The sequence below is a fragment of the Streptomyces sp. NPDC039480 genome (genome assembly GCF_055597165.1).
The window spans coordinates 129218-148474 of sequence record NZ_JBVITX010000015.1; the positions used below are offsets into that span (position 1 = coordinate 129218).

Consider the following 19257-nt stretch of genomic DNA (forward strand, 5'->3'; position numbering starts at 1 on the left):
AGTGAGACGGGGCAGATTCTCACGGACGCGCCACCCACACCTGGTGGGCGGGAGCGACGTGCAGTCCTTCGCGCACGCGGCCGCGCAGGACGCCGACGCGGGTTCGGCCCTCCACGACCTGCAGCCCGCTGCCCGACGGGTCCAGGAAGCACCGGTCGATCAGGAGCGGCGGGCGTAGCCACGTCCCGTGCTCTTCCCAGTGCAGGCCGACTTCGCGGGGGCGGACGTCGACCCAGTGCACCGGGTTCTTGGCGTACTCCTCGATGCAGCCGTCGTCGGAGGCTCCGGTCGGCATCCCGTGGAAGTCCGCGGCCGGGATCGTCTCGAGCCGCCAGGTGATCTCGCGCAGGTCGATGCTGCCGTAGTCGGTTACGAAGTGGTCGTTGTCGCCGAAGTCGTAGAGGAACTGTTCCAGGACGTCGTCTGGCCACTGAAGCGGGGCCACGGCCGGGTCGATGCGGAAGCGGTCGTAGCCGTAGCTGAGACCGCCGGTTCGGCGGCGCTTCATCAGGGGGCTGAGGTCTTTCAGCTTCATGCCGTCAGGTGTACCGCAGACTCTGGACGACCTGGAGTTCGTGTGAGGGCCCGCGCATCCGCCTCAGCCGGTGAGCAACCGGGAACCAGCAGTAGGGCCGGACAGGGTGATTCTGTCCGGCCCCGCTGTCGTCGGTCAGCGGATGCGTGTGACCGAGACGGTGGCGTACCGGGTGGTGCCGGCCTCTACCTCCACGACCGGGCCCTGGGTGGTGGTGTACCGCTCGCCGTCGTCGGTGTGGGCGCGCTGCCCGGGCCCGGCCGCGGCGATGGAGCGGGCGACCGCCGCGGCGAGCGGCGCGGTCAGGGCGCGTGACAGCACCCGGCGCCCGTCCGGCAGCCGTACGGCCGCGCGGTGCGGGCGGGTGGCGGGCCCGACGTAGCCGATGACGTCCGCGTCCACCGTTTCCGCGTGCCGGAGCTTGGCCCTCTCTGCACCAAGTCAAGTTCAGTGGTGTGTGTTGGGGGCCGATCATCCCGCCCAGCACTCCGATCTTCGGCGCCGGCGCCGAAGACGACGGGCGCAGAGTGCGTGGGGCGGTGTGGATCAGCCTGAGGTGTCCTATTCGCAGGACAACTGTCGTCATTCTCGTCCGGCTTCCTTACGCAGGTGCTCTTGGTCCGGTTCCGCGGGTCGCCGGGAAGCGGCGTTGCCGGTGGGCTCTGCCAGGGTGTGCGTCGTGGACGAACTGGTGGAGCGTGTCGACGATCAAGATCGTGTGCTGGGGGTGGTGGTCAGCCGCCGTCAGGGCATCCGGGAGGGATGGCTGCACCGGGTCGCCGTGACAGTGTGTCGTGATGAGCGTGGTCGGGTGCTCGTTCACCGGCGGTCGGAGCAGCTGTTGCGCTTCCCCGGGCTCCACGAAGTCGTGGTCGGTGGCGCCGTGGATGTCGGTGAGTCCTACGAACAGGCCGCCGCGCGGGAGCTGACCGCAGAGCTGGGGATTCGTGTACTGCCGCGCTTGCTGTCCACGTTCATCAACCGCAGCGGTTTGAGCCCTCACTGGCTCGGCGTGCACGAAGCTCTGGTGCCTGACACCGTGGCCGCGGATCCTGATGAGGTCGCCTGGCATGGCTGGCTAACCGAGCCTGAGCTGCGGTCGGCCCTGATCGAGTGGCGCTTCACCCCCGACAGCCACGAAGCCTTCAGCCGGTATCTCGGGTTCCGGACCACGCAGTCCTGACCTATCCTGCCTCGCGGCCTGGGCGGTGAACGGCGGGGTGTAGCTTCCTGCCCGTGTTAGAACACCAGGATGAGACCAGGACGGCCTACGACGGGGTCGTCGAGCTCTATGCGTCGATGTTCACTAGTCGGTTGGAGACGCGGCCGTTCGCTCGGAACATGATCGGCACCTTCGCCGAGCTCGTGCGTGACACGCAGAACTTGCGGGTAGCCGACGTCGGGTGCGGACCCGGTCATCTGACGGCCATGCTGCACGACTTGGGGCTGGATGCCTTCGGGATCGACCTCTCCCCGGCCATGGTCGACCACGCTCGGCGGGCCCAGCCGACGCTGCGGTTCGACGAAGCACGAATGGAGGCCTTGCCGGTCGAGGACGGCGCGCTCGGTGGAGTGCTGGCCCACTACTCGATGATCCATACCCCACCTGAAGAACTGCCCTCGGTACTCGCTGAGCAGGTGCGTGTTCTGGCACCAGGGGGTCTGCTCCTGGTGTCTTTCTTCGGCACCGAAGGGCCGGAGCCGGTCCGCTTCGATCACAAGGTGGCGCCTGCCTATAGCTGGCCGGCGGAGCGGTTTGCCGAGTTGCTGGCCGAGGCTGGGCTCGTCACGATGGCTCGGTTGCTCCACGACCCAGCGACCGAGCGCGGCTTCCTCGACACACACTTGCTGGCCCGCCGCCCGTGGAGACTGACCTGCGAGAACTCTTGAGTTGGTTCGGTCAACATGCGTGACGCCCAATCCGCACCCTAGATAACAAGCACGGTGCGAATCTCCCGACAGATGTCGTGTATCGCCGGAGGGAACTCGTAGGTCGGGGCGGCGTGGGGCCTGAACCCACACGACCGCCTCACCGTCCAAGACCGTCCCGGGGCGCAGCACCGGCAGGCTCGTGCCCCGCGCTCAACCGCCTTGGCCTCCCTACAGTTGGTCTCCCCTGCTGGGTGCTTCCGGGGGATGCATCCCGCCACCGTCCTTGCTGTCCACTTCGCAGGTGCGCGGGTCGTAGGACTGGTCATTGGGAATCAACAGCACTGCGTCAACCTGCTCAGGGTGCTCGACGTCGAGCCAGTCGTCGCCCGTGAGGGGATCGTCCGCCGGACCGAACGCCTGGGACGAGGAAACCGTCTGACACCCCAACGCCACACGCTCCTTGTCGACCGCGCAGGCGTCCACCGCGGGATCGGAATATTCATTGGTGCCGTCGAAGCGGAAGCGGAAGTGGACCTGGTCACCGTCGGAGGGCACCTGCGGGTGGGGTTCAGGGCGCCAGTCAACGACCGCGACGGTGACGCCGAGAGGCTTCCCATCCGTGTCCACGACCTGCACCCTGACACCAGCCTTACCACGCTCCGCCATCGTGTCGGTGCAGCCCAGGGAAGAGCAGCCGGACAGGGCGACAACCACCAGCGGGGCAACGGCGAATACCCGTGCAGGTAACACTGGATGACCTCCGGTCGCGGCGGGGCGGTAGCGTACCAAGGGCCTGGCAGCTGCGGGTGGTGACGACGAGCCCCTGCGGCGGCGAAGCCGAAGCGCAAGCAGCCCAACAACTCCGCGTTACCAGCCGATCCCCGGCGACGAGGCGACGACCCTCGGCAGGGTCGTGGCCATACTCCGGCTCACTGAGCGCCACGGCTTGGCTCCCTGAGCCCGCACGTCACACCGAGAGAAATGGATCCGGACCCCGGCCCACGCTGTCACCGCGCCGCGCACCAACTGAGGGAGCAGCAGGCTCACCCCCGACACCGGAACGCGGGCGCCAGCTCGTGATCCGGACTGGCCGCGAACCGCACCAGGAAGGCACGAATAGGCACAACGCCTTCGACTCCCTTACCGGCATTCGGCCCGTCAGACTCCCGATATCTCGGGACCCGCGCCCGCGCTCCCCCATACCCACCCGACCCGAACCGTCCGGCCCGGCCGGCGCGGGGACATCGTCAGAGGCCCCGCTGCTGTCAGTGCACGCCGCCGTGGTGTTCCTAGCGGCCGTCCTCATCGGTCTCGTCATGGGCGGCCTCATGTTCCTCCACGACAAGTCCGTGCCCGCGGCCGTCGCCACGAGCCTCAGTCCTGGAAGGACCCGGCGGACGTGGCGAAACCCGGTATACGCATGAGAAGTTGAGCGGGTGGACAACGACATAACCGTCGCGCTGATCGGTGCGATCGGTGTGGGTGGCACTATCGTCGGAACCTTCGCCGGCACGGTGCTCGGCGCTCGCATCCAAGCCCGCGGCGGACACGACCAGGCCCAAGCTGCACGCGACGCGGCCACCACCACCGTTACGGCCACGGCGCGTCAAGCGATGGTCGAACGCCGTTGGGCGATCCTCGCCGAGTACCTCCGCGCGGCCGCCGCCCTCCACGAGAGCGCGAATCGGCTCTACGCTCTGAGCGCGGATGCCCGTGTCGCCGGAAGTCTGATCACTGCGGACGGACCGACTCTTGAAGCCGACGTCGAGGAACGGCGGCACACCTTCCTCTACGCATACGCCGAGGCCGAACTCGGCGCACCCGCCGAGATGCGCCCCCTTGTCTACGACCTAAGAAAATGCACGTTTTCCCACGTCGAGCAATCCATCAGGGGCAGGGACCTCATCAACGCCCATACAGTCCTGCGCGACCTCGCCACAACGCAGGGCCACGGTTCACCAGCCGGTCGAGCACATCTCGCCGTCACGACGTCGTCCGCCCCTCATCCGGTCGACGACACGACCCACGAGGACCTCGCACGCTGGCGTGTCGAAGCCACGAGGGCCTTGGAAGGTGTCCGCGCACTAACCCCCGAACAGCGCCACTTGCTCGCCTACCGACCCGATGAGGACCAGACCCTTGTCCTCATGGAGGCCGGGGACCGGTACACAGAGGCGTGGGACGCGTTGGTCACTGCCGCGCGCCGAACACTGGGAACCGACCCCAGTTAAAGGACGTCTGAACCGCCGACTGCGTGCCCCGGCTCGGCGGCGCAGGCGCGAGAGCCAGCCGGTGGCCTTCTGCTCGGGCACAACCGGCTCCTTCTCAGCCATCCGCAGCTCTTCCTCGAAACACCTCGATGCCCGCAGCGTACGCAGCGAGACGGGGCAGATTCTCACGAACGCGCCACCCACACCTGGTGGGCGGGAGCGACGTGCAGTCCTTCGCGCACGCGGCCGCGCAGGACGTGCTGCTCGCCCCCCCCGGGACGCTCGGCTCGCGCCGCGCCCGTGGTCCCGGTCGTGCGCGTGGTCATTGCTAGTGCCTGCTCGTCCTGGCTGGCGCCGTGCTGCCGACCCGGCCGCCTGCAACTGCCGCTGCTCCCTGCCGGTCCCGGCCTGCGAGGCCATTCGGCGGGCTTTCCCCCGTCCGCTGCACCCTGTCGTCGGTCCGCTGCAGTTACTCCGTGACGCGGCCCGCGAGTTTCCATTCCACATCACCTCACCTCGGCGCATCCTCCCCTGAGCCCCTACCCCGTGTGGCGATGATGCCGCCCATGGCACTGATGACGGCCGCAATGATGGCGTCCACATCTCCCCCTTGCTCATGGGCGCCGAGTTACGCCCGGCAAGCACACTGGCAGCCCCCGGCCGGACGAGACCAGCGGGCATCTCCGCAGCTCAGAGGCAGCTTCCCTGCAAGATTGCGTGTGCATTTCGCCCAGGGTTCCGCGCCCAATCCGTACAGGAACGCGCCCGGAAAACGTGCAGCGTACTGACGGTGCAAGACCACCAGCAGCAACGCGTCCCCTCCTGTCACACCTGGGCGCGCGGCCCTATGAGGTTTCGTGCCGGACTCCTGACACTTTCTGGAACCGCTCCGGGCCAGGTCCCGACGACACGGGATACGCCCCACGCCTCGAGACCACGACGGCAGGTGGCGTAGGCAGCCGCGACGCAAACCATCCCGGGTCACAGTCCGCGGCCGTGTCTACTACCGTCGCGCTGCCCGCACACGGATCGCAAGAGCGGTGCCGCCCGGCGGCCTTGCAGGCCCGGCTGGCGCGCCTCGGCACGGGGCGGGGCGGGGCGGCGTGGCAGCCCGCCGACGGCGTCCACGAAGGAAGAGGGACTTGGTGGTGTGGAGCGAAGCAGTGGGCTGGCGTCGGGAGTTGGGCTGGGGGACGCCGCCTTCGCCCACCCAGTGGCAGCGTGGGGCCCCAGTGCCGCAGCTGCCCGCCGGCGATGTCGCCGCGTGCTGCCGCTGCTCCTGCCCGTCGCTGGCTGCCACTTCGGCGGTCCGCTTCCGCCGCGCCTGTGCCCGTCGGTCCGCTGCCGTGCTCGTGCAGGCGCGGCCGCCCAGTGTGCTTGAGCTCCGCGAGGCCCCCCGTTGGGCCGCCTGTCCGTCACCGCGTGCTGCTCCGCGGTTTCGCGCCGTCCCTCGGCCGCTTGCACCCGTGGTGTGGGCGGCTCTTCGTCGAGCTCACCGCCCGCCCTGTAGCCGCCGCTCGTTGTCACGCCGGTCGGCCGTGGGCCGCCGCCGCCCGTGGTCTTTCCCCAGGTCGGCCCGCTGCGCAAGGTGCCCCGGCTGCACACCGAACGGGCAAGTCCACCGCCATCGTCCACCAGGACTGACACCTCGTACGGTCCGGGGCGCGGCGCACTGGGCGCGCCGTGCCCCGACTCCGCATCAGCTCAGAACTTCTCGGCTCAGAACTCCTCGTTGGTGACGAGGGCGTTGCCGAAGACGTCGTACACCGAGACGTAGCCCTCCTTGGAGTCCTGCCAGTCGTCGAAGGCCGCGGCGAGCGCGCGTGCGGTGGCCATGGGCTCCTTGACCGGCGTCGTCCCACCGTTGATGTCGGTGGAGATGTAGGCGTTGCCGGTTCTGTCGTCCCAGTCGCCGATGACGCGCCGTACGCGGGACGCCGCCTTCTTCTGCTCCTGGGTGCCGTGTGTCTCGACCCACGCGCGGAAGTCGTCGGCGTTCTTCCTCGACTGCTTCTTGTCGGCGTCGGGCGGCAGGGTCTCCTGCTCGGTGGCGGTGCCCTGGGCCGTCGTGTCGGTCCACTCGCAGCCACTCGTGAGGCCGATGGCGACGCACGCGCCGAGGGCGAGCGCCGCGGATCGGATCAGCCGTGGGCGCATCACGCGCTCCTCCCTCTCAGAACTTGATCGCGTCGGCCTTGTCGTTCCAGTTACCACCGTAAGCGTAGGAAATCTTCTTGAAGTTCGGGTACCGGGTGTATCCGGCCCCGAGGAAGAGGTGCGGGTCGGGCATGCCGGTGCGGAAGTCGTACAGCTCCACACCGCGCTGCGGGCGGTTGACGTACGCGGAGGACGCCTTGTCCCGGAAGCTCGGGCTGTACTGGTCCAGGTGGCGGGTCTTCGCGGTGTCGTACGTCGGCCACTGCAGTCGACGACCCTTGAAGTCCGCGTCCTGCCACAGACACACCCAGCTCTTGGGGCAGTCCAGCCAGCTGCTGCGCAGGGCGGTGGCGGCCGGCGCCGCCTTCGGGGCGCTCTGGGCGGCCGCGCCCTCGCGCGCCTGCGGAGTCGGCGCGTGCTCGGCGAGGTAGGCGTCGGCCTCGGCCTGGTCATCGAAGCACTCCATCGTGCCGTCCTGCGAGACCTCGGCGCAGACCTGCGCGCCGCCGAGGTCGTCGGACCGGGAGTCGATCTCCTCGCCGTGGTAGTACATCTCGACCTTCGGCGCGTTCTCCACCTCCTGGTGGACCTGCGCCTCCTCTTCGGCGGTCGCGGTGCCGGAGACGGCGCCGGGTACCTCGGGGAGGGAGCTGTCGGCGAAGGCCGGAGCGGCGGTGATGCCTGCGGTCGCGAGGGCGAGGGTGGCGGCGGCCATGGTGGTGCGGGTGCTGATGTGCACGGGTGTTCCCCAGAAAGACGTCATGTTCGAGCGGACCCACGGAGCTCCGGGTTCTCCGGAGCGCGGATCCGATCAAGGAACGTATTGCATGGAGTGTGCACCGATCTAGCGGATGAATCCGCTTAAAGCCGACAAGTTCCACCCGCCCCATCTGTGGCGTTAAGCATGGTTGCACGGCGAGGGATAACAGCCCTATCAAGATCGACTCACGGCACGGTCAAGCACGTCGTGACGTGGCGTCACGTGGTGACGAGTCCTCATATGTCGGTTGTGGCACCCGGTTTACGGCCGCCCTTATCTACGCCTTACGATGATCAATCCCATTTCCCCCACACCTCACAGCTTGACCGGCAACGCACCGACATCACGGGAGAAGACCCGTATCACACCATCGGTGCTGCTTTGCCATGCGCCAACTGTGAGAGAAAGAGCATGAGTTGACATCGCACATACGGAGACCGGCACGCGCCGGGATCGCGGGCCTCGCGGCCGCCGCGGTCCTGGCCGGGCTGATCCAGACCGGCACGGCCCACGCCGCGCCCGACGGCACGACCGTCGCCTCCCAGCCGAAGTCGGCCGGAGACGGGCCCGGTTCGGGTGCCGTCGCCGACCCCGACGAGAAGCTCGGCAAGGACTGGGAGACCTCGAAGGACCGGGCCGTCACCGCCGCCGCCGACTCCGAGGGGCTGCGCATCCTCGCCGCAGCGTCGGACGAGGCGTACGCGTGGAAGACCGCCGCCGTCCTCAACGAGCCCGGAATGCCCGCCGATTCGTGGATCGGCAACCAGTGCGTCATGGACGACTCCCATGTCGCCGCCGTGTACGCGCCGCGCGCGTTCACCAACAAGCCGGACCTGATGCAGGGCGGCGCGTTCACCGCGATCGTGAACACGAGGACGGGGGACGTGACGAAGCTGCCGTTCACCGGCACCCTCGCCTACTTCGACCCCACCTGTAACACCACCACGCACACCGCGGCCTTCACCCAGTACCGCGACATGAACGACGTGTCGCAGGTGAAGACGCAGGTGATCACGGTGGACACGGCGGGCAAGACCATCGCCAAGACCGGTGAGCTGCGCGGCCAGGTGTCGTCGGCGGCGCCCGTGAAGGACGGTGTGGTCGCCGGTCTTGGCCGCGACCTCGTCCGCGTCGACGGCAAGGGCAGGATCCGCAAGGTCACCGAGGGCGACAGCGTCCCCTTCGACATCCGCCCCATGGGCGGCGACCGCGTCGGCTTCGTGGACCGCAAGGGCACGAAGACGGCGCAGGCGAAGGTGTACGACGGACACGGCGAGCCCCGCACGATCGCCACCGGCCGCCTCGGCGACCTCGGACTCGAACCCGGCGCACGGGGCCGCACCTTCCTGACCGGCGAGGCCAAGGACGTGCGACTGCGGGACAGCGGGGTCACCCGGGTCGACGCGCCCGCCGACACCGACCTCTCCTCGCACGGCCGGCTCGCCGTCGAGCCCGTCCTCACCCCCGGCGTCCGCGCCGGCCTGACCCGCATCAAGGGCGCGGGCAAGGGCTTCGACAAGGCGAACGAGCCCGAGGCGGGCGTGCGTTCGCGCTCCGGCCAGGCCCCGGGCACCGCGAACGACGAGACCACCATCACCGTGACGTCGACCGCGACGACCACCGGCGAGAAGGTCGAGCAGCGGGTCGAGTCGGCGCAGCCGCGCACCACCGCGGGTCTCTCGCCCGCCCTGACCGGCGACAGCAAGCCGCGCACGCTGACCCGCGCCTCGGCCGTCAAGACCGCGGCCGCGTCCGCGCCCGTCTCGCACGATCCCGTCGACACCGACCGCTGGTGCTCCGTCTCGCGCAACGACATGAGCGCCCAGGCGTTGCAGCCGACGCCGAACCAGGTGGAGTGGGCGGTGGACATGGCCGTACGCGGTGAGCTGCGCGCCAAGTGGATCCGTCAGGGCGACTACCGGGGCCAGGCGGGGCTCGGCACGATCGACCCGCAGGGCCTGTTCCCACTGCCGAAGCTGAACGGGGGCGGCCGGATCCCGGCGAGCGTGCTCCTCGGCATCCTGGCGCAGGAGTCCAACCTGTGGCAGGCCGAGTCCGGCGCGATCCCCGGCCAGATGGGCAATCCGCTGGCCGCCGTGGACGGCTACTACGGCCACAAGGCGAAGGACACGCTCCTCGGCTACTGGCGCATCAACTGGGACAAGTCCGACTGCGGTTACGGCGTCGGCCAGGTCACCGACGGCATGCGCCTGAAGGGTCACGAAAAGAAGGACGAGACGAGCCTCGACCCGAAGCTGCAGAAGGTCATCGCGGTCGACTACGCGACCAACATCGCCGCCTCCATGAAGATCCTCGCCGACAAGTGGAACGAGGTGCACAAGGACGGGCAGAAGATCACGGTCAACAACGACGATCCGTCCCGCATGGAGAACTGGTTCACCGCCGCCTGGAACTACAACCTCGGCTTCAACCCCAAGTCGGAGTCGGGCAAGAACGGCGGACACTGGGGCCTCGGCTGGTACAACAACCCGGCCAACCCCATGTACAAGAAGGGTGCCTGGGACCACCCGTTCATGGATGTCAGCCTCAACGCGAACAACATCCGTGACGCGGCGCACCCACAGGACTGGCCGTACGAGGAGAAAGTGATGGGCTGGTCCGCCTGGTCCATCGACACCGGCTTCTCCTACGGCACGGACGGCAAGCAGGACTGGAAGGGCGAGTCCGGCTTCAACACCGCCGGGTTCCGTCCCGCGTGGTGGGCGAGCATCGCCGACCGCTCCCGCGTCAGCCCGCCGCTGGACACGTTCTGCAACAAGAAGAACAACTGCGACCCGACCAACCCGGTCGACTGCCCGGACGAGGCCTGCTACCGGCAGTTCTGGTGGACGCAGGAGAAGGCGGTGTGGAAGCCCGACTGCGACCAGACGTGCGGGCACGAGAGCATCAAGTACGTCACGCTGCGCTCCGAGCCGGGCCGCGGCTACCGGCTGAAGAACGGCGACCCGGTATGCGGGGGCGCCCCCGCGGGCTCCGACGTCGTCACCTCCGTACCCAGCGGAACGCCGACCTGGTCCACTTGCGGCAAGGCGTCCTCGACGGGCTCGTTCCAGTTCACCTTCCATCCTGACTGGGACAAGCACTACGAGGCGAAGGCCGATCTGCACTCCATCGGCGGCGGCCACGGCGGCCACTTCTGGTACACCCACACCCGTAACGAGGACAACCTCGGCGGCGACGGCAACCGGATGACGATCGAGGGCGAGTGGACGGCGGGCAAGAAGTACGACCTCGCCGCCGTCTACGCCTACGTCCCCGACACCGGGGCGCAGACCCGGCACGCGACGTACGTCGTCAGCGGCGCGTCCGGCGGCCCCTACGAGCGGGTCGTCGACCAGAACGCGAACAACGGCAAGTGGGTGCCGCTGGGCGCCTACAAGTTCACGGGCACGCCGAAGGTGAAGCTCACGAACTACACGAAGACGGGCACCGCGGACCACGACGTCGCCTGGAACTCCGTGGCGTTCAAGCCGATCAAGGGCAAGTTCGTGCACCGCTCGCTGACCGCCGCGGCGATCTTCGACCCGAACCAGGAGCTGAACTCCAACTGGCCGGTGTCGACCGAGATCAACTCGCCGGTGCAGTCGATGAAGGCGCTCTACGACTGGGGTCTCGGCCTCGCCGACCAAGGTCCCCTGTGGAACAACCCGGAGGGCGCCGACGCCGTCGGCATGTCCTCCAAGGCGCGCTGCCCTTCGGCGAAGGCCGTCGGCGAGTGCACGGGCCAGAAAACGTGGGACGCGGCCGACAAGTGGGCCAAGGAGATCAAGGCGGGCGGCTGGAAGCCCCGCGCCGACGGCTCCGCCCCCGCGCACTCCATCCCGCGCTGGATGGCCATGTCCAACGAGCGGCCCGACCCGGCCGCCCCCGCGTCCAAGGCATACGCGGACCCGAACAGCTACAAGATCAAGTCTGATGTGAACGTGACGTTCGTGGTCGGCGAGGACGGGAAGATCGTCGACGGCAGCGTGGGGTCCGACTACCGCGCCCGCGTCGGCAACGCCCACCTGCCGCACTTCGTCACGGACATCATGCAGGCGATCGAGGCGGACTACGGCATCCCGGCGCCGGACATCGACTACACCACGCAGGACGCGCTCGAGTACGGCAACGTCCACACGTCCCACCCCTACAAGGACGGTGACACCCCTGGTCAGGCGTACTTCCCGCACTTCCGCGGCGCACGTCTGGACGACGCCAAGCAGTGCGTCGACTTCCGCGGGGTCGGCGGCGGTGTGCATGGCTACCGGGCGATGATCGGCCACAAGTCCGTCAACGACAACGTCAAGGCGTGGGTGGACCAGGTCAACAACGACCTGGAGACCAACCACACCGTGCGGCGGTTCGCCGGGGACGTCTACTCGATGTTCTTCAAGAACACCGGGAAGTGGAACAACAACATGTTCGGCTCCATGATCGGCAACGCCCCGCCGATCTGGCAGGACATCGCCGCGGCCTTCTGCGCCGACGGCTCCGTGAAGCCGACTCACCTGCAGAAGAACAAGGACGCCAACCCGTCCGACGGCATCGTCTTCCAGTCGTACATGCCGGACCTCTATCTGTACGTGGACGACCGGCTGACCGACAACCTCGGCCGGAAGTCGAACCACCGCATCAGCGGCGGCGACTGGCGGAACTTCTCCAACTTCCCCGCCACCGCGCCGAACGGCAACGCCTACGCCTCTTGCTCCGCCTACCACCGGGGCAGCGGCGGCAATCCGTGGGGCGTGGACGCCCCCGTTCCGTTCCTCGGGGACGGGCCGGGGAACCGTCCCGGCAGTGTGGTGCACTGTGACGAGCCGGCGAACAAGTTCACCGAAAACCTCACCCGGTGACCCGGAGTGGGTGAGTGAGCACATGACCACCGACTGATCCGATGCACGAAGAGGGGAGACGGACCGGGCCCGCACCGGCCGGCCCGTCCCCCCTCCGCACATCTAGGGAGAAATCCTCATGGGCTTTCTGTACTTGGCCTTCTTCGCCGCGTTCCTCTACCTGGTGCCCGTGGCCCTGCTCTGCAGGAAGGTCGCGATCAAGACAACGGCGAAGATGGGCTGGACCATGGCTTTCCTGCTGATCGTCTTCCCCGTCATCCTGCTGGTCATCGGCGGCGTGATGGACGCCAAGGGAGCCGCGTCGTAGGCATCTGCCGCATCACGCACAGAGGGAGCACGGCATGCGCATCCCTGGACCCGAACCGAGGGCGGACGGCGGGGTGGTGCCATCGCGGAGGCCGGGGGCCTGCACACCTACCAGCTGTGGCTTCACCAAAAGTACGGGCCCGTCACGCGCTTCCAGCTGCCGGGCGTGGAGATGACCGTCTCGGTCGCCGACCCCGTGCTCCTTGAGTAGTTGTCCTACGTTTCAGGAGCGGGCCGGGGCCGGTCATTCGTAGGATCGGTGAGGCCCAGGGGCTCCGGGTATGGCTCAGTAGTTGTCGCCACCTCATGGCTTCAAAGACTTGGCCGCCCGGAGCCCCGCGACGGCTCGACCGCTGATTGGGAGATGCGACTCGATCGCTGGGTAGGACAACGTCGGCGAGGTCGTCTGAGGATGAAGAACCAACGACGAGCTGGCGAAGGTGGCCGTGCCCGAAATCTGGGCCCGGATTGGACATCGGCAAGGAACATCATCATTGCGTGGTCCTCGACGAGCGCAGTGAACGCCTGCTGTCGCGGCGGGTACTGAACGACGAGGCAGCTTTGCTGGAGCTCATGGGCGACGTCCTCGCGTTGTCCGAGGACGTCCCGTGGGCAGTGGACATCAATCACGGCGAGGCCGCCCTGCTGATCGAATTACTGATCAGCCACGATCAGCCGGTCATCTATCTGACCGGCCTGGCCGTCCATCACGCATCCACCGCCACCGGGGCCGCTCTTGAGCAGTTGCCATCAGACAGTTCCGTCGAGGAGGGGTGGTTGGGCTGGTTTTCGCGTTACCGTCGCGGTGCTGTGGGCTTAGCCTTCCGCTAGACGGGCGTCCTGCCTTCAGCCCCCAATCCCTGGGCTGCCAGTGAGACAAGACCTCAAGCGGCCGGGACCGCGCCCCGCAGCGAACGCAGTCCCGGCCTGTGCGCCCTCTTAGGCCGGGGGCACTCCCGCAGCCTCTGGCCTGTGAGGACGCTGGCGTGAGGGAAGACGGCGGAGCCGTTGCCCTCTGCCCTGTGCGGCCACTGCCGTTTTCGAGCGACCGGCGGCGGCCGCAGCTCGCTCACTTGCTACATGCCTCGGCGTGCGATGGGCCGGGGCCGCACGTGGGATGTGTCCTGATGAGGGTGGTGCCCTGATCCCTCGCTCTGGGCCCAACGTGGGTGGTTCAAGCTCACGCTCGGGCACTAGGATCTCGTAGAACTACCCTTAGATTATAAGCCTGTTGAGGCGAACAATTCTGTAGTGGACCGCGACTGCGGTGCATGCTCAGCGCCGGACTCGCTCCTCAATTCCCGCGGTAGACGCCGAAGGGTCCGGCCCGTCTCTCGGGCCACTTCAAGGCCGGGTCTCCCTGCCTCCGGCGGCCTGGAGGGAGTGCGCCATACGGAGGGGCACCGGCCGCCGCTGTCCCCACACACGTGGACGTGGCCGTACGGCGCATTGGGTAGGGGCGTCACCTCTCGTATTGGCACTGGGGTCAGTCGAGGGCGTGATGGGCCAAGACGTGGTCCACGGTCTGGTGGAGAGGCTGACCGTGACTGAAGGCGTGAGCGCGCAGACGGGCCAGGGCGTCATCCGGTGGCAGTCGATACGTCTCGGCGAGGATGCCGACGGCTAGATGGACGCTGGGCGGGTATCCCTGTGGGCCGGGCCGGGTGGGGCGGTGCTCGGCGGTCAGCAGATGAGGATGTTCGTCGAAGGCGAGCAGGGCGAGGATGCGGGCGTAGGCGCCGGCCCGGGATTTGTTCCGGGTGGTGAGGAGGCCGGGTGCGGTGCGGTAGAAGTCCACGGCGCCGATGGTCAGGTGGCCGATGGTCAGGGGCAGCGCCGTCACGGAGCGCACGCGTTGGCCTGCGGCGGCCTGGGTGAACGCCGGCCAGCGGTCGAACGCCTGGTGCAGGTCGGCTTCTTCGACCAGGGTGCGCTGTACGTAGGCGTCGGTGCAGGGCCCTTCTCCGGTGGTGAGCTGAGCGTCCTCCAACAGCCGGGCGTGCTCGTCGGTGGCGTGGCCCATGATGCGCAGTTCACCGGCAACGATCAGGCTCACGCCCATACTGTTGACCTCCAGGTCGGCCGCGCCCGCCCGGGCGGCGGTGGCGAGGGTGATCTCACCTTCGGAGGCAGCGATCTGGCGCCAAGCGGCGGCATGGTCGTCATCCATGGGGTGCCTTACCAGAAATAGCGGGCCGGAGACTGGGCGGTCTGGAGACCTCGCCGGCTTGGAGGAAGGGTCAGGTCAGGGGCGGTCTACGGCGTTGGTGTCGAGTTGCCCGTCGATGAGGTGGCGACAGACCTCGGTCAGGCCGAGCCGGTGGGAGCGGGCGTGGCGGCGCAGTGCGTCGAAAGCCTCGTCGACGCCGGTGTTCCAGCGTTCGGCAAGGATGCCCTTGGCCTGTTCGATGACGATGCGGCTGGTCAGAGCCGCCTGCATCTGGGCGCGTTGCTGGTTGGCGTGGGCGACGGTGCGGTGCTGCAGGATGGCGATGGTCGCCACGTCCGCCAGCGCCTGGGCGACCCGCGCGTCGGCGGCCGACAGGTTTTGCGGACGGCTGTCGAAGAGGTTCAGCGCGCCGATGACCGTATCGCGCAGCCGCATCGGCAGCGCGTGAGTGACGACGAAACCGGTCTCACGGGCCCGGGATGCGAAGAGAGGGAAGGGGCTTGTCCCGACCGGTGAGGTGAGGTCGATGTTGAGCCGGACCGTACCGCTGCGGTGGCATTCCACGCACGGGCCCTCGTCGTGCTGGAGAGCGAAGAGTTCCAGCAGGCGGGTGTGCTCGTCGGAGGCGGCGATCAGCTGGAGTTTGCCGCCAGGGTCTTCGAGCATGACTCCCACGGCCGGCACGTCGAGCAGCTCGGCGCAGCGATCACACAGGGTGTGCAGGAAGTCGATCAGGTCGAAGTCGTCGACGAGCGTGTCGACCGCGTCGATGACGGCCGCCAGCAGGCGTTCTTCTCGAGTCATGGCCCTTCAGTCCCTCCGCCGGCCAAAGCATCCGGCTCGTCTCCATCATCATCGCGAAAGTGCACTCGCCGGGCCACTACGTCTTCGGCGACCTCCGGCAACGGCCGCTCCAGCTGGAAGGCGTACGCACGCAACCGGATCAGAGCCTCGGCCACGGACACGCCCGCCTGCGCGCTGATCATTCCGGCGGCCTGGTGCACGGCGGCGCGATAGAAGTACGAGCTGTCCTCCGCGGCGGCGAATGCCTCCCATGAATGCTCGTCCTTGACCAGCGCGGCGGTCAGCGCGTGCGTGATGATCCGCGCATCGGCCAGCAGCGCCCCCTCCAGCGGGCCGACCCTCGCCCGCTGCAGGGTCATGGTGCCCAGGCAGGCCCCGCCGAGCTGCAGCGGCAGACAGAAAACCGCGCCGATTCCCTGTGCCAGGGCCTCGGGCAGCAGGGCAGGCCATCGGGTGATCGATTCGGCCGACAGGTCCGGCACCAGGACTGCCGCGCCCGAAGAGGCGACCTCCGGGCCCGGCCCCTGGCCCAGCGTGTACTGCAGGTCCTCCAGCTGTGCGCTGACGCCGGGGGTGGCCCACAGCAGTTCGTTCAGCCCATTGCCAGGTGTCACGGACACGGCCACCCCGTCGACGCCCAGGGCCCGGGCGCACCGCTCGACATCCGCGCCGACCAGCCCTCCGCTGCCGGGGACCGGCCGCAGGCTCTCCAGCACAGCAGCAAGATCACCCATGGCCATAGCCCCGCCGCCTTCCTGCCTGATCAGACCTGCCCAGTTAAACGGCACACCCAGTCTAGGTGGGCGGAATCCCGTCGCGGGCAGGCCCAACGCTGCACGGCTCAGAAGCGTAGGGTGGACAGACAGGCTGCCCCGATAACCGAGCAGATGGTTTCGTCTCGCACGGCAATCCTGACATTGGCTTCCGATCAAGGGCAGCGTCGGCGGTGAGTGCCAAAGATCGGACGCACGGCCATGTCCACGCTTTCGGGTACACAGCCCTATCCCGCCTCTTCCACTCTCGCTTCGTGACAGCCGCCCGGTCGGCAGCTGTTGAGCTGGCCGCCCTTCATCTGGACCACCCCGATCCGTCGAGCAGCCTCGTGCGATCGTGCAGGGCGGAACTACGGAACACCTGCTCGGTCGGTCTGACGCTGGCGGTGGACGCCGCCCTCGCCCAGCGCGTTTCCCTGGCAGCCGAGGGCCCCCTGGCCGCTCGTGGCGAAGCTCTGCAGATCAACCTGGGGGAAGGGCCGTGTATCGAGGCCCTCAAGCGCCGCAGGCCGGTTCTTGCCCCCGACCTCGATGACCCGGATTGCATCGTCGACTGGCCTGTCTACGCCCAACAGGCCCGTGCGCACGGCATTAGGGCCGCCTTCGCGCTAGCCGCTGTCGTCCAACCCGACCAAACCGGTCCTCAGCCGGGCCTGGTCCTGTCCGTCTACCGCGACCGGCCCGGTCCCCTGCCTCAAAAGGATTTGGGGGTCGTGCGCATCCATGCACACGCCGCCGACCTCCTGCTCCTGACCGTTCCCGTACCCGGCGAATTCGACCCCGCCGACACCTGGCTCCTCCCGGCCGACGCCGTTGTCCACCAAGCCACCGGCATGATCAGCCACCGCCACAATGTCACCACCAGCCAGGCGCTGGCACTGCTGCGTGCCCATGCCCATGCGCGCCAAAGGGACCTGCGTGACCTTGCCAAAGCCATCGTCTACAACGGCTTGCACCTGCCACAGCTTCCCCCGCCGGATCCTATGACCCCCTGAGCAGGGGCCCCATCGGGACTGAACAGAGTGAACCGCCGAGGTGCTGGGAGTCGTCGTGATCCGCACCGCGATCATCCAGTTGAGGAGTCCTCCATGCCGTACCTGATCTCGCCCCACTCCGCTGATACCTGAACAGGTGGAGCAGGGCTTCGACTACCTCCTGGCACTCCAGATGGGCGGCGCGAACTACGTTTCCGGCCGCACGCCAGCCACTCCATAGTTGGCCTTCCTGCTGCTGCGGCTCGCCGATAACATCGTCTTCCCCGTCACGGGGGTCCTGGGCGACGGGGAGTCTCACGCGGACTCCTTCGCCCTGGACGAGTGGGGTGCATCTTGGGGCAACCGACGGAATTGACTGACCTGCAGGAACGTGGCTTCCGCCAGGCGTCGATCCCGCCAACTGTGTCCGCAATCCCGGGTGATGACCGCTAACGGCAGCCTGCTGCGGTGTGGGCGCAGGCAGAGCCGAGATGCCCGGCCGCCCGTCGGCCGCGTTTCGTCACCCGGGCAGGCTCATTCCGTCGGTGGCGCCCTTCTCCCGCATGGGCACGAGATGGCTACGACACCTCATCGCGAGCGGGAATCGGATCGCCACGACCGGAGTTGGGGAGGGAAGTCAGCCGTTTCAGGAGGGGTCATGCGAGCGATTCAGGTTTCCGAAGTGGGCGGTCCCGAGGTGCTGCACCTGGTTGACATTGATCAACCGGTGCCGGGCCCGGGCCAGGCGGTCGTGGAGGTCGCCGCGTCCGGCGTCAACTTCCTCGACGTATACCACCGCGAGGGCCGGTACACCCTCCCGCTGCCCTTCACCCCCGGCACTGAGGGCGCGGGCACAGTCCTCGAGGTTGGCCCCGGCGTCACCCACGTCGCTGTGGGAGACCGGGTCGGCTGGGTGGAGATTCCCGGCACCTATGCCGAGCAGGCCGTCGTGGACTCCTCCCGGCTCGTGCCTTTGCCCGACGGCGTCGACTTCGAGGCCGCCGCCGCGGTGCTGCTGCAGGGCATGACGGCGCACTACCTCGTCAAGGACGCCTACCCGGTCCAGCCAGGCGACACAGTGCTCGTGCACGCTGCCGCCGGCGGTATGGGGCTTGTGCTGACCCAGCTCATCACCCATCTCGGCGGCACAGTGATCGGCACGACCTCGACACCGGAGAAGGCCCAGCTGGCGCGGCAAGCCGGGGCCGCCGAGGTGATCCTCTACTCTGCAGTGGACGATCTCGCGGCCGAGGTGAAGCGGCTCCATGGCGGCCAGGGCCTGCCTGTCGTCTTCGACGGCGTCGGCAGGGACACCTTCGATGCAAGCCTCGCCAGCCTGCGACCCCGCGGCCACCTGGTGCTCTTCGGCGCCGCGAGTGGTGCAGTGCCTCCCTTCGACCCCATCCGGCTCGCCCAGGGCGGTTCGCTGACCCTGATCCGGCCAAGCCTCGGGGACTTCATCGCCGATCGGTCCGAGCTGCTCCGGCGCGCCGCCGACGTGCTGGAATTGGTGCGCACCAAGACGCTTGAGACCACCGTGACAGCCCGCTACCCGCTCGCCGAGGCCGCCCGAGCTCACCGCGATCTGGAGGCTCGGCGCACCACCGGCAAGCTGCTCGTCATCCCCTAGGGCAACCGGCGGAATTGACTGACCTGCAGGAACGTGGCTTCCGCCAGACGTCGATCCCGCCAACTGTGTCCGCGATCCCGGGAGATGACCCCTAACGGGAGCCAGCTGCGGTGCGAGCGCAGGCAGAGCCGAGATGCCCGGCCGACCGTCGATCGCGTTTCGTCACCTGGGCAAACCCATTCCGTCAGTGGCACTCTTGCTGTCCGCATT

The 19257-nt window shown here is 68.2% G+C and carries 16 protein-coding genes and 1 pseudogene; 8 read left to right on the forward strand and 9 right to left on the reverse strand.

What is annotated here, in order from left to right; genetic code table 11:
• Positions 1-19: 19 nt before the first annotated feature.
• On the reverse strand, positions 20-535 hold the full coding sequence (locus tag ACZ56E_RS35960; protein WP_471220872.1) for a hypothetical protein: 516 nt from the start codon (positions 533-535) through the stop codon (positions 20-22).
• Positions 536-670: 135 nt separating this feature from the next.
• Complete coding sequence (locus ACZ56E_RS35965) at positions 671-937, reverse strand: hypothetical protein (protein ID WP_471220874.1); 267 nt, start codon at positions 935-937, stop codon at positions 671-673.
• 277 nt (positions 938-1214) lie between these two features.
• On the opposite strand from ACZ56E_RS35965, the gene ACZ56E_RS35970 reads away from it, so the two are divergent.
• Positions 1215-1718 (forward strand): NUDIX domain-containing protein, encoded by a 504-nt coding sequence (locus tag ACZ56E_RS35970; RefSeq protein WP_471220876.1) that lies wholly within the window; start codon positions 1215-1217, stop codon positions 1716-1718.
• A 53-nt stretch (positions 1719-1771) separates the two neighbouring features.
• A complete protein-coding gene (locus ACZ56E_RS35975) occupies positions 1772-2425 on the forward strand; it encodes a class I SAM-dependent methyltransferase (RefSeq protein ID WP_471220878.1) in 654 nt (217 codons plus the stop codon).
• A 210-nt stretch (positions 2426-2635) separates the two neighbouring features.
• Here the strand turns inward: ACZ56E_RS35975 and ACZ56E_RS35980 are convergent, their stop codons facing one another.
• Positions 2636-3157: a hypothetical protein gene (locus ACZ56E_RS35980; RefSeq protein ID WP_471220880.1), complete on the reverse strand. Its 522-nt coding sequence runs from the start codon at positions 3155-3157 to the stop codon at positions 2636-2638.
• Between the two features lie 686 nt (positions 3158-3843).
• On the opposite strand from ACZ56E_RS35980, the gene ACZ56E_RS35985 reads away from it, so the two are divergent.
• Positions 3844-4638 carry a hypothetical protein gene (locus ACZ56E_RS35985; RefSeq protein ID WP_471220882.1) on the forward strand — a complete coding sequence of 265 codons (795 nt, stop codon included), beginning with the start codon at positions 3844-3846 and terminating at the stop codon, positions 4636-4638.
• A gap of 164 nt (positions 4639-4802) precedes the next feature.
• Here the strand turns inward: ACZ56E_RS35985 and ACZ56E_RS35990 are convergent, their stop codons facing one another.
• The 3 genes from ACZ56E_RS35990 to ACZ56E_RS36000 form a co-directional block, all read right to left on the reverse strand.
• Positions 4803-4943, reverse strand: a complete 141-nt coding sequence (locus tag ACZ56E_RS35990) for a hypothetical protein (protein ID WP_471220884.1) — start codon at positions 4941-4943, stop codon at positions 4803-4805.
• Between the two features lie 1393 nt (positions 4944-6336).
• Positions 6337-6774: a hypothetical protein gene (locus tag ACZ56E_RS35995; protein ID WP_471220886.1), complete on the reverse strand. Its 438-nt coding sequence runs from the start codon at positions 6772-6774 to the stop codon at positions 6337-6339.
• Between the two features lie 16 nt (positions 6775-6790).
• Complete coding sequence (locus tag ACZ56E_RS36000; protein WP_471220888.1) at positions 6791-7513, reverse strand: peptidase inhibitor family I36 protein; 723 nt, start codon at positions 7511-7513, stop codon at positions 6791-6793.
• 437 nt (positions 7514-7950) lie between these two features.
• Here ACZ56E_RS36000 and ACZ56E_RS36005 point away from each other — a divergent pair, with 437 nt between their 5' ends.
• The 3 genes and pseudogenes from ACZ56E_RS36005 to ACZ56E_RS36015 all read left to right on the forward strand — a co-directional run.
• Positions 7951-12390 (forward strand): carbohydrate-binding protein, encoded by a 4440-nt coding sequence (locus ACZ56E_RS36005; protein WP_471220891.1) that lies wholly within the window; start codon positions 7951-7953, stop codon positions 12388-12390.
• A 118-nt stretch (positions 12391-12508) separates the two neighbouring features.
• Entirely contained in the window at positions 12509-12697 is a 189-nt protein-coding gene (locus ACZ56E_RS36010; RefSeq protein WP_471220893.1) for a hypothetical protein, read from the forward strand.
• Between the two features lie 445 nt (positions 12698-13142).
• Positions 13143-13419: pseudogene (locus ACZ56E_RS36015) on the forward strand (IS110 family transposase); the annotation flags it as partial.
• Between the two features lie 763 nt (positions 13420-14182).
• On the opposite strand, the gene ACZ56E_RS36020 reads toward ACZ56E_RS36015, so the two are convergent.
• The 3 genes from ACZ56E_RS36020 to ACZ56E_RS36030 form a co-directional block, all read right to left on the reverse strand.
• On the reverse strand, positions 14183-14866 hold the full coding sequence (locus ACZ56E_RS36020; protein ID WP_471220895.1) for a hypothetical protein: 684 nt from the start codon (positions 14864-14866) through the stop codon (positions 14183-14185).
• 75 nt (positions 14867-14941) lie between these two features.
• Positions 14942-15670, reverse strand: a complete 729-nt coding sequence (locus tag ACZ56E_RS36025) for an ANTAR domain-containing protein (protein WP_471220897.1) — start codon at positions 15668-15670, stop codon at positions 14942-14944.
• Complete coding sequence (locus tag ACZ56E_RS36030) at positions 15667-16410, reverse strand: GAF and ANTAR domain-containing protein (RefSeq protein ID WP_471220899.1); 744 nt, start codon at positions 16408-16410, stop codon at positions 15667-15669. Before ACZ56E_RS36030 ends, ACZ56E_RS36025 begins: the two co-directional genes overlap by 4 nt.
• 287 nt (positions 16411-16697) lie before the next feature.
• Between ACZ56E_RS36030 and ACZ56E_RS36035 the strand changes: the two genes are divergently transcribed.
• Complete coding sequence (locus ACZ56E_RS36035) at positions 16698-17438, forward strand: GAF and ANTAR domain-containing protein (RefSeq protein ID WP_471220901.1); 741 nt, start codon at positions 16698-16700, stop codon at positions 17436-17438.
• A gap of 637 nt (positions 17439-18075) precedes the next feature.
• Positions 18076-19047 carry a quinone oxidoreductase family protein gene (locus ACZ56E_RS36040; protein ID WP_471220903.1) on the forward strand — a complete coding sequence of 324 codons (972 nt, stop codon included), beginning with the start codon at positions 18076-18078 and terminating at the stop codon, positions 19045-19047.
• Positions 19048-19257 lie beyond the last annotated feature (210 nt).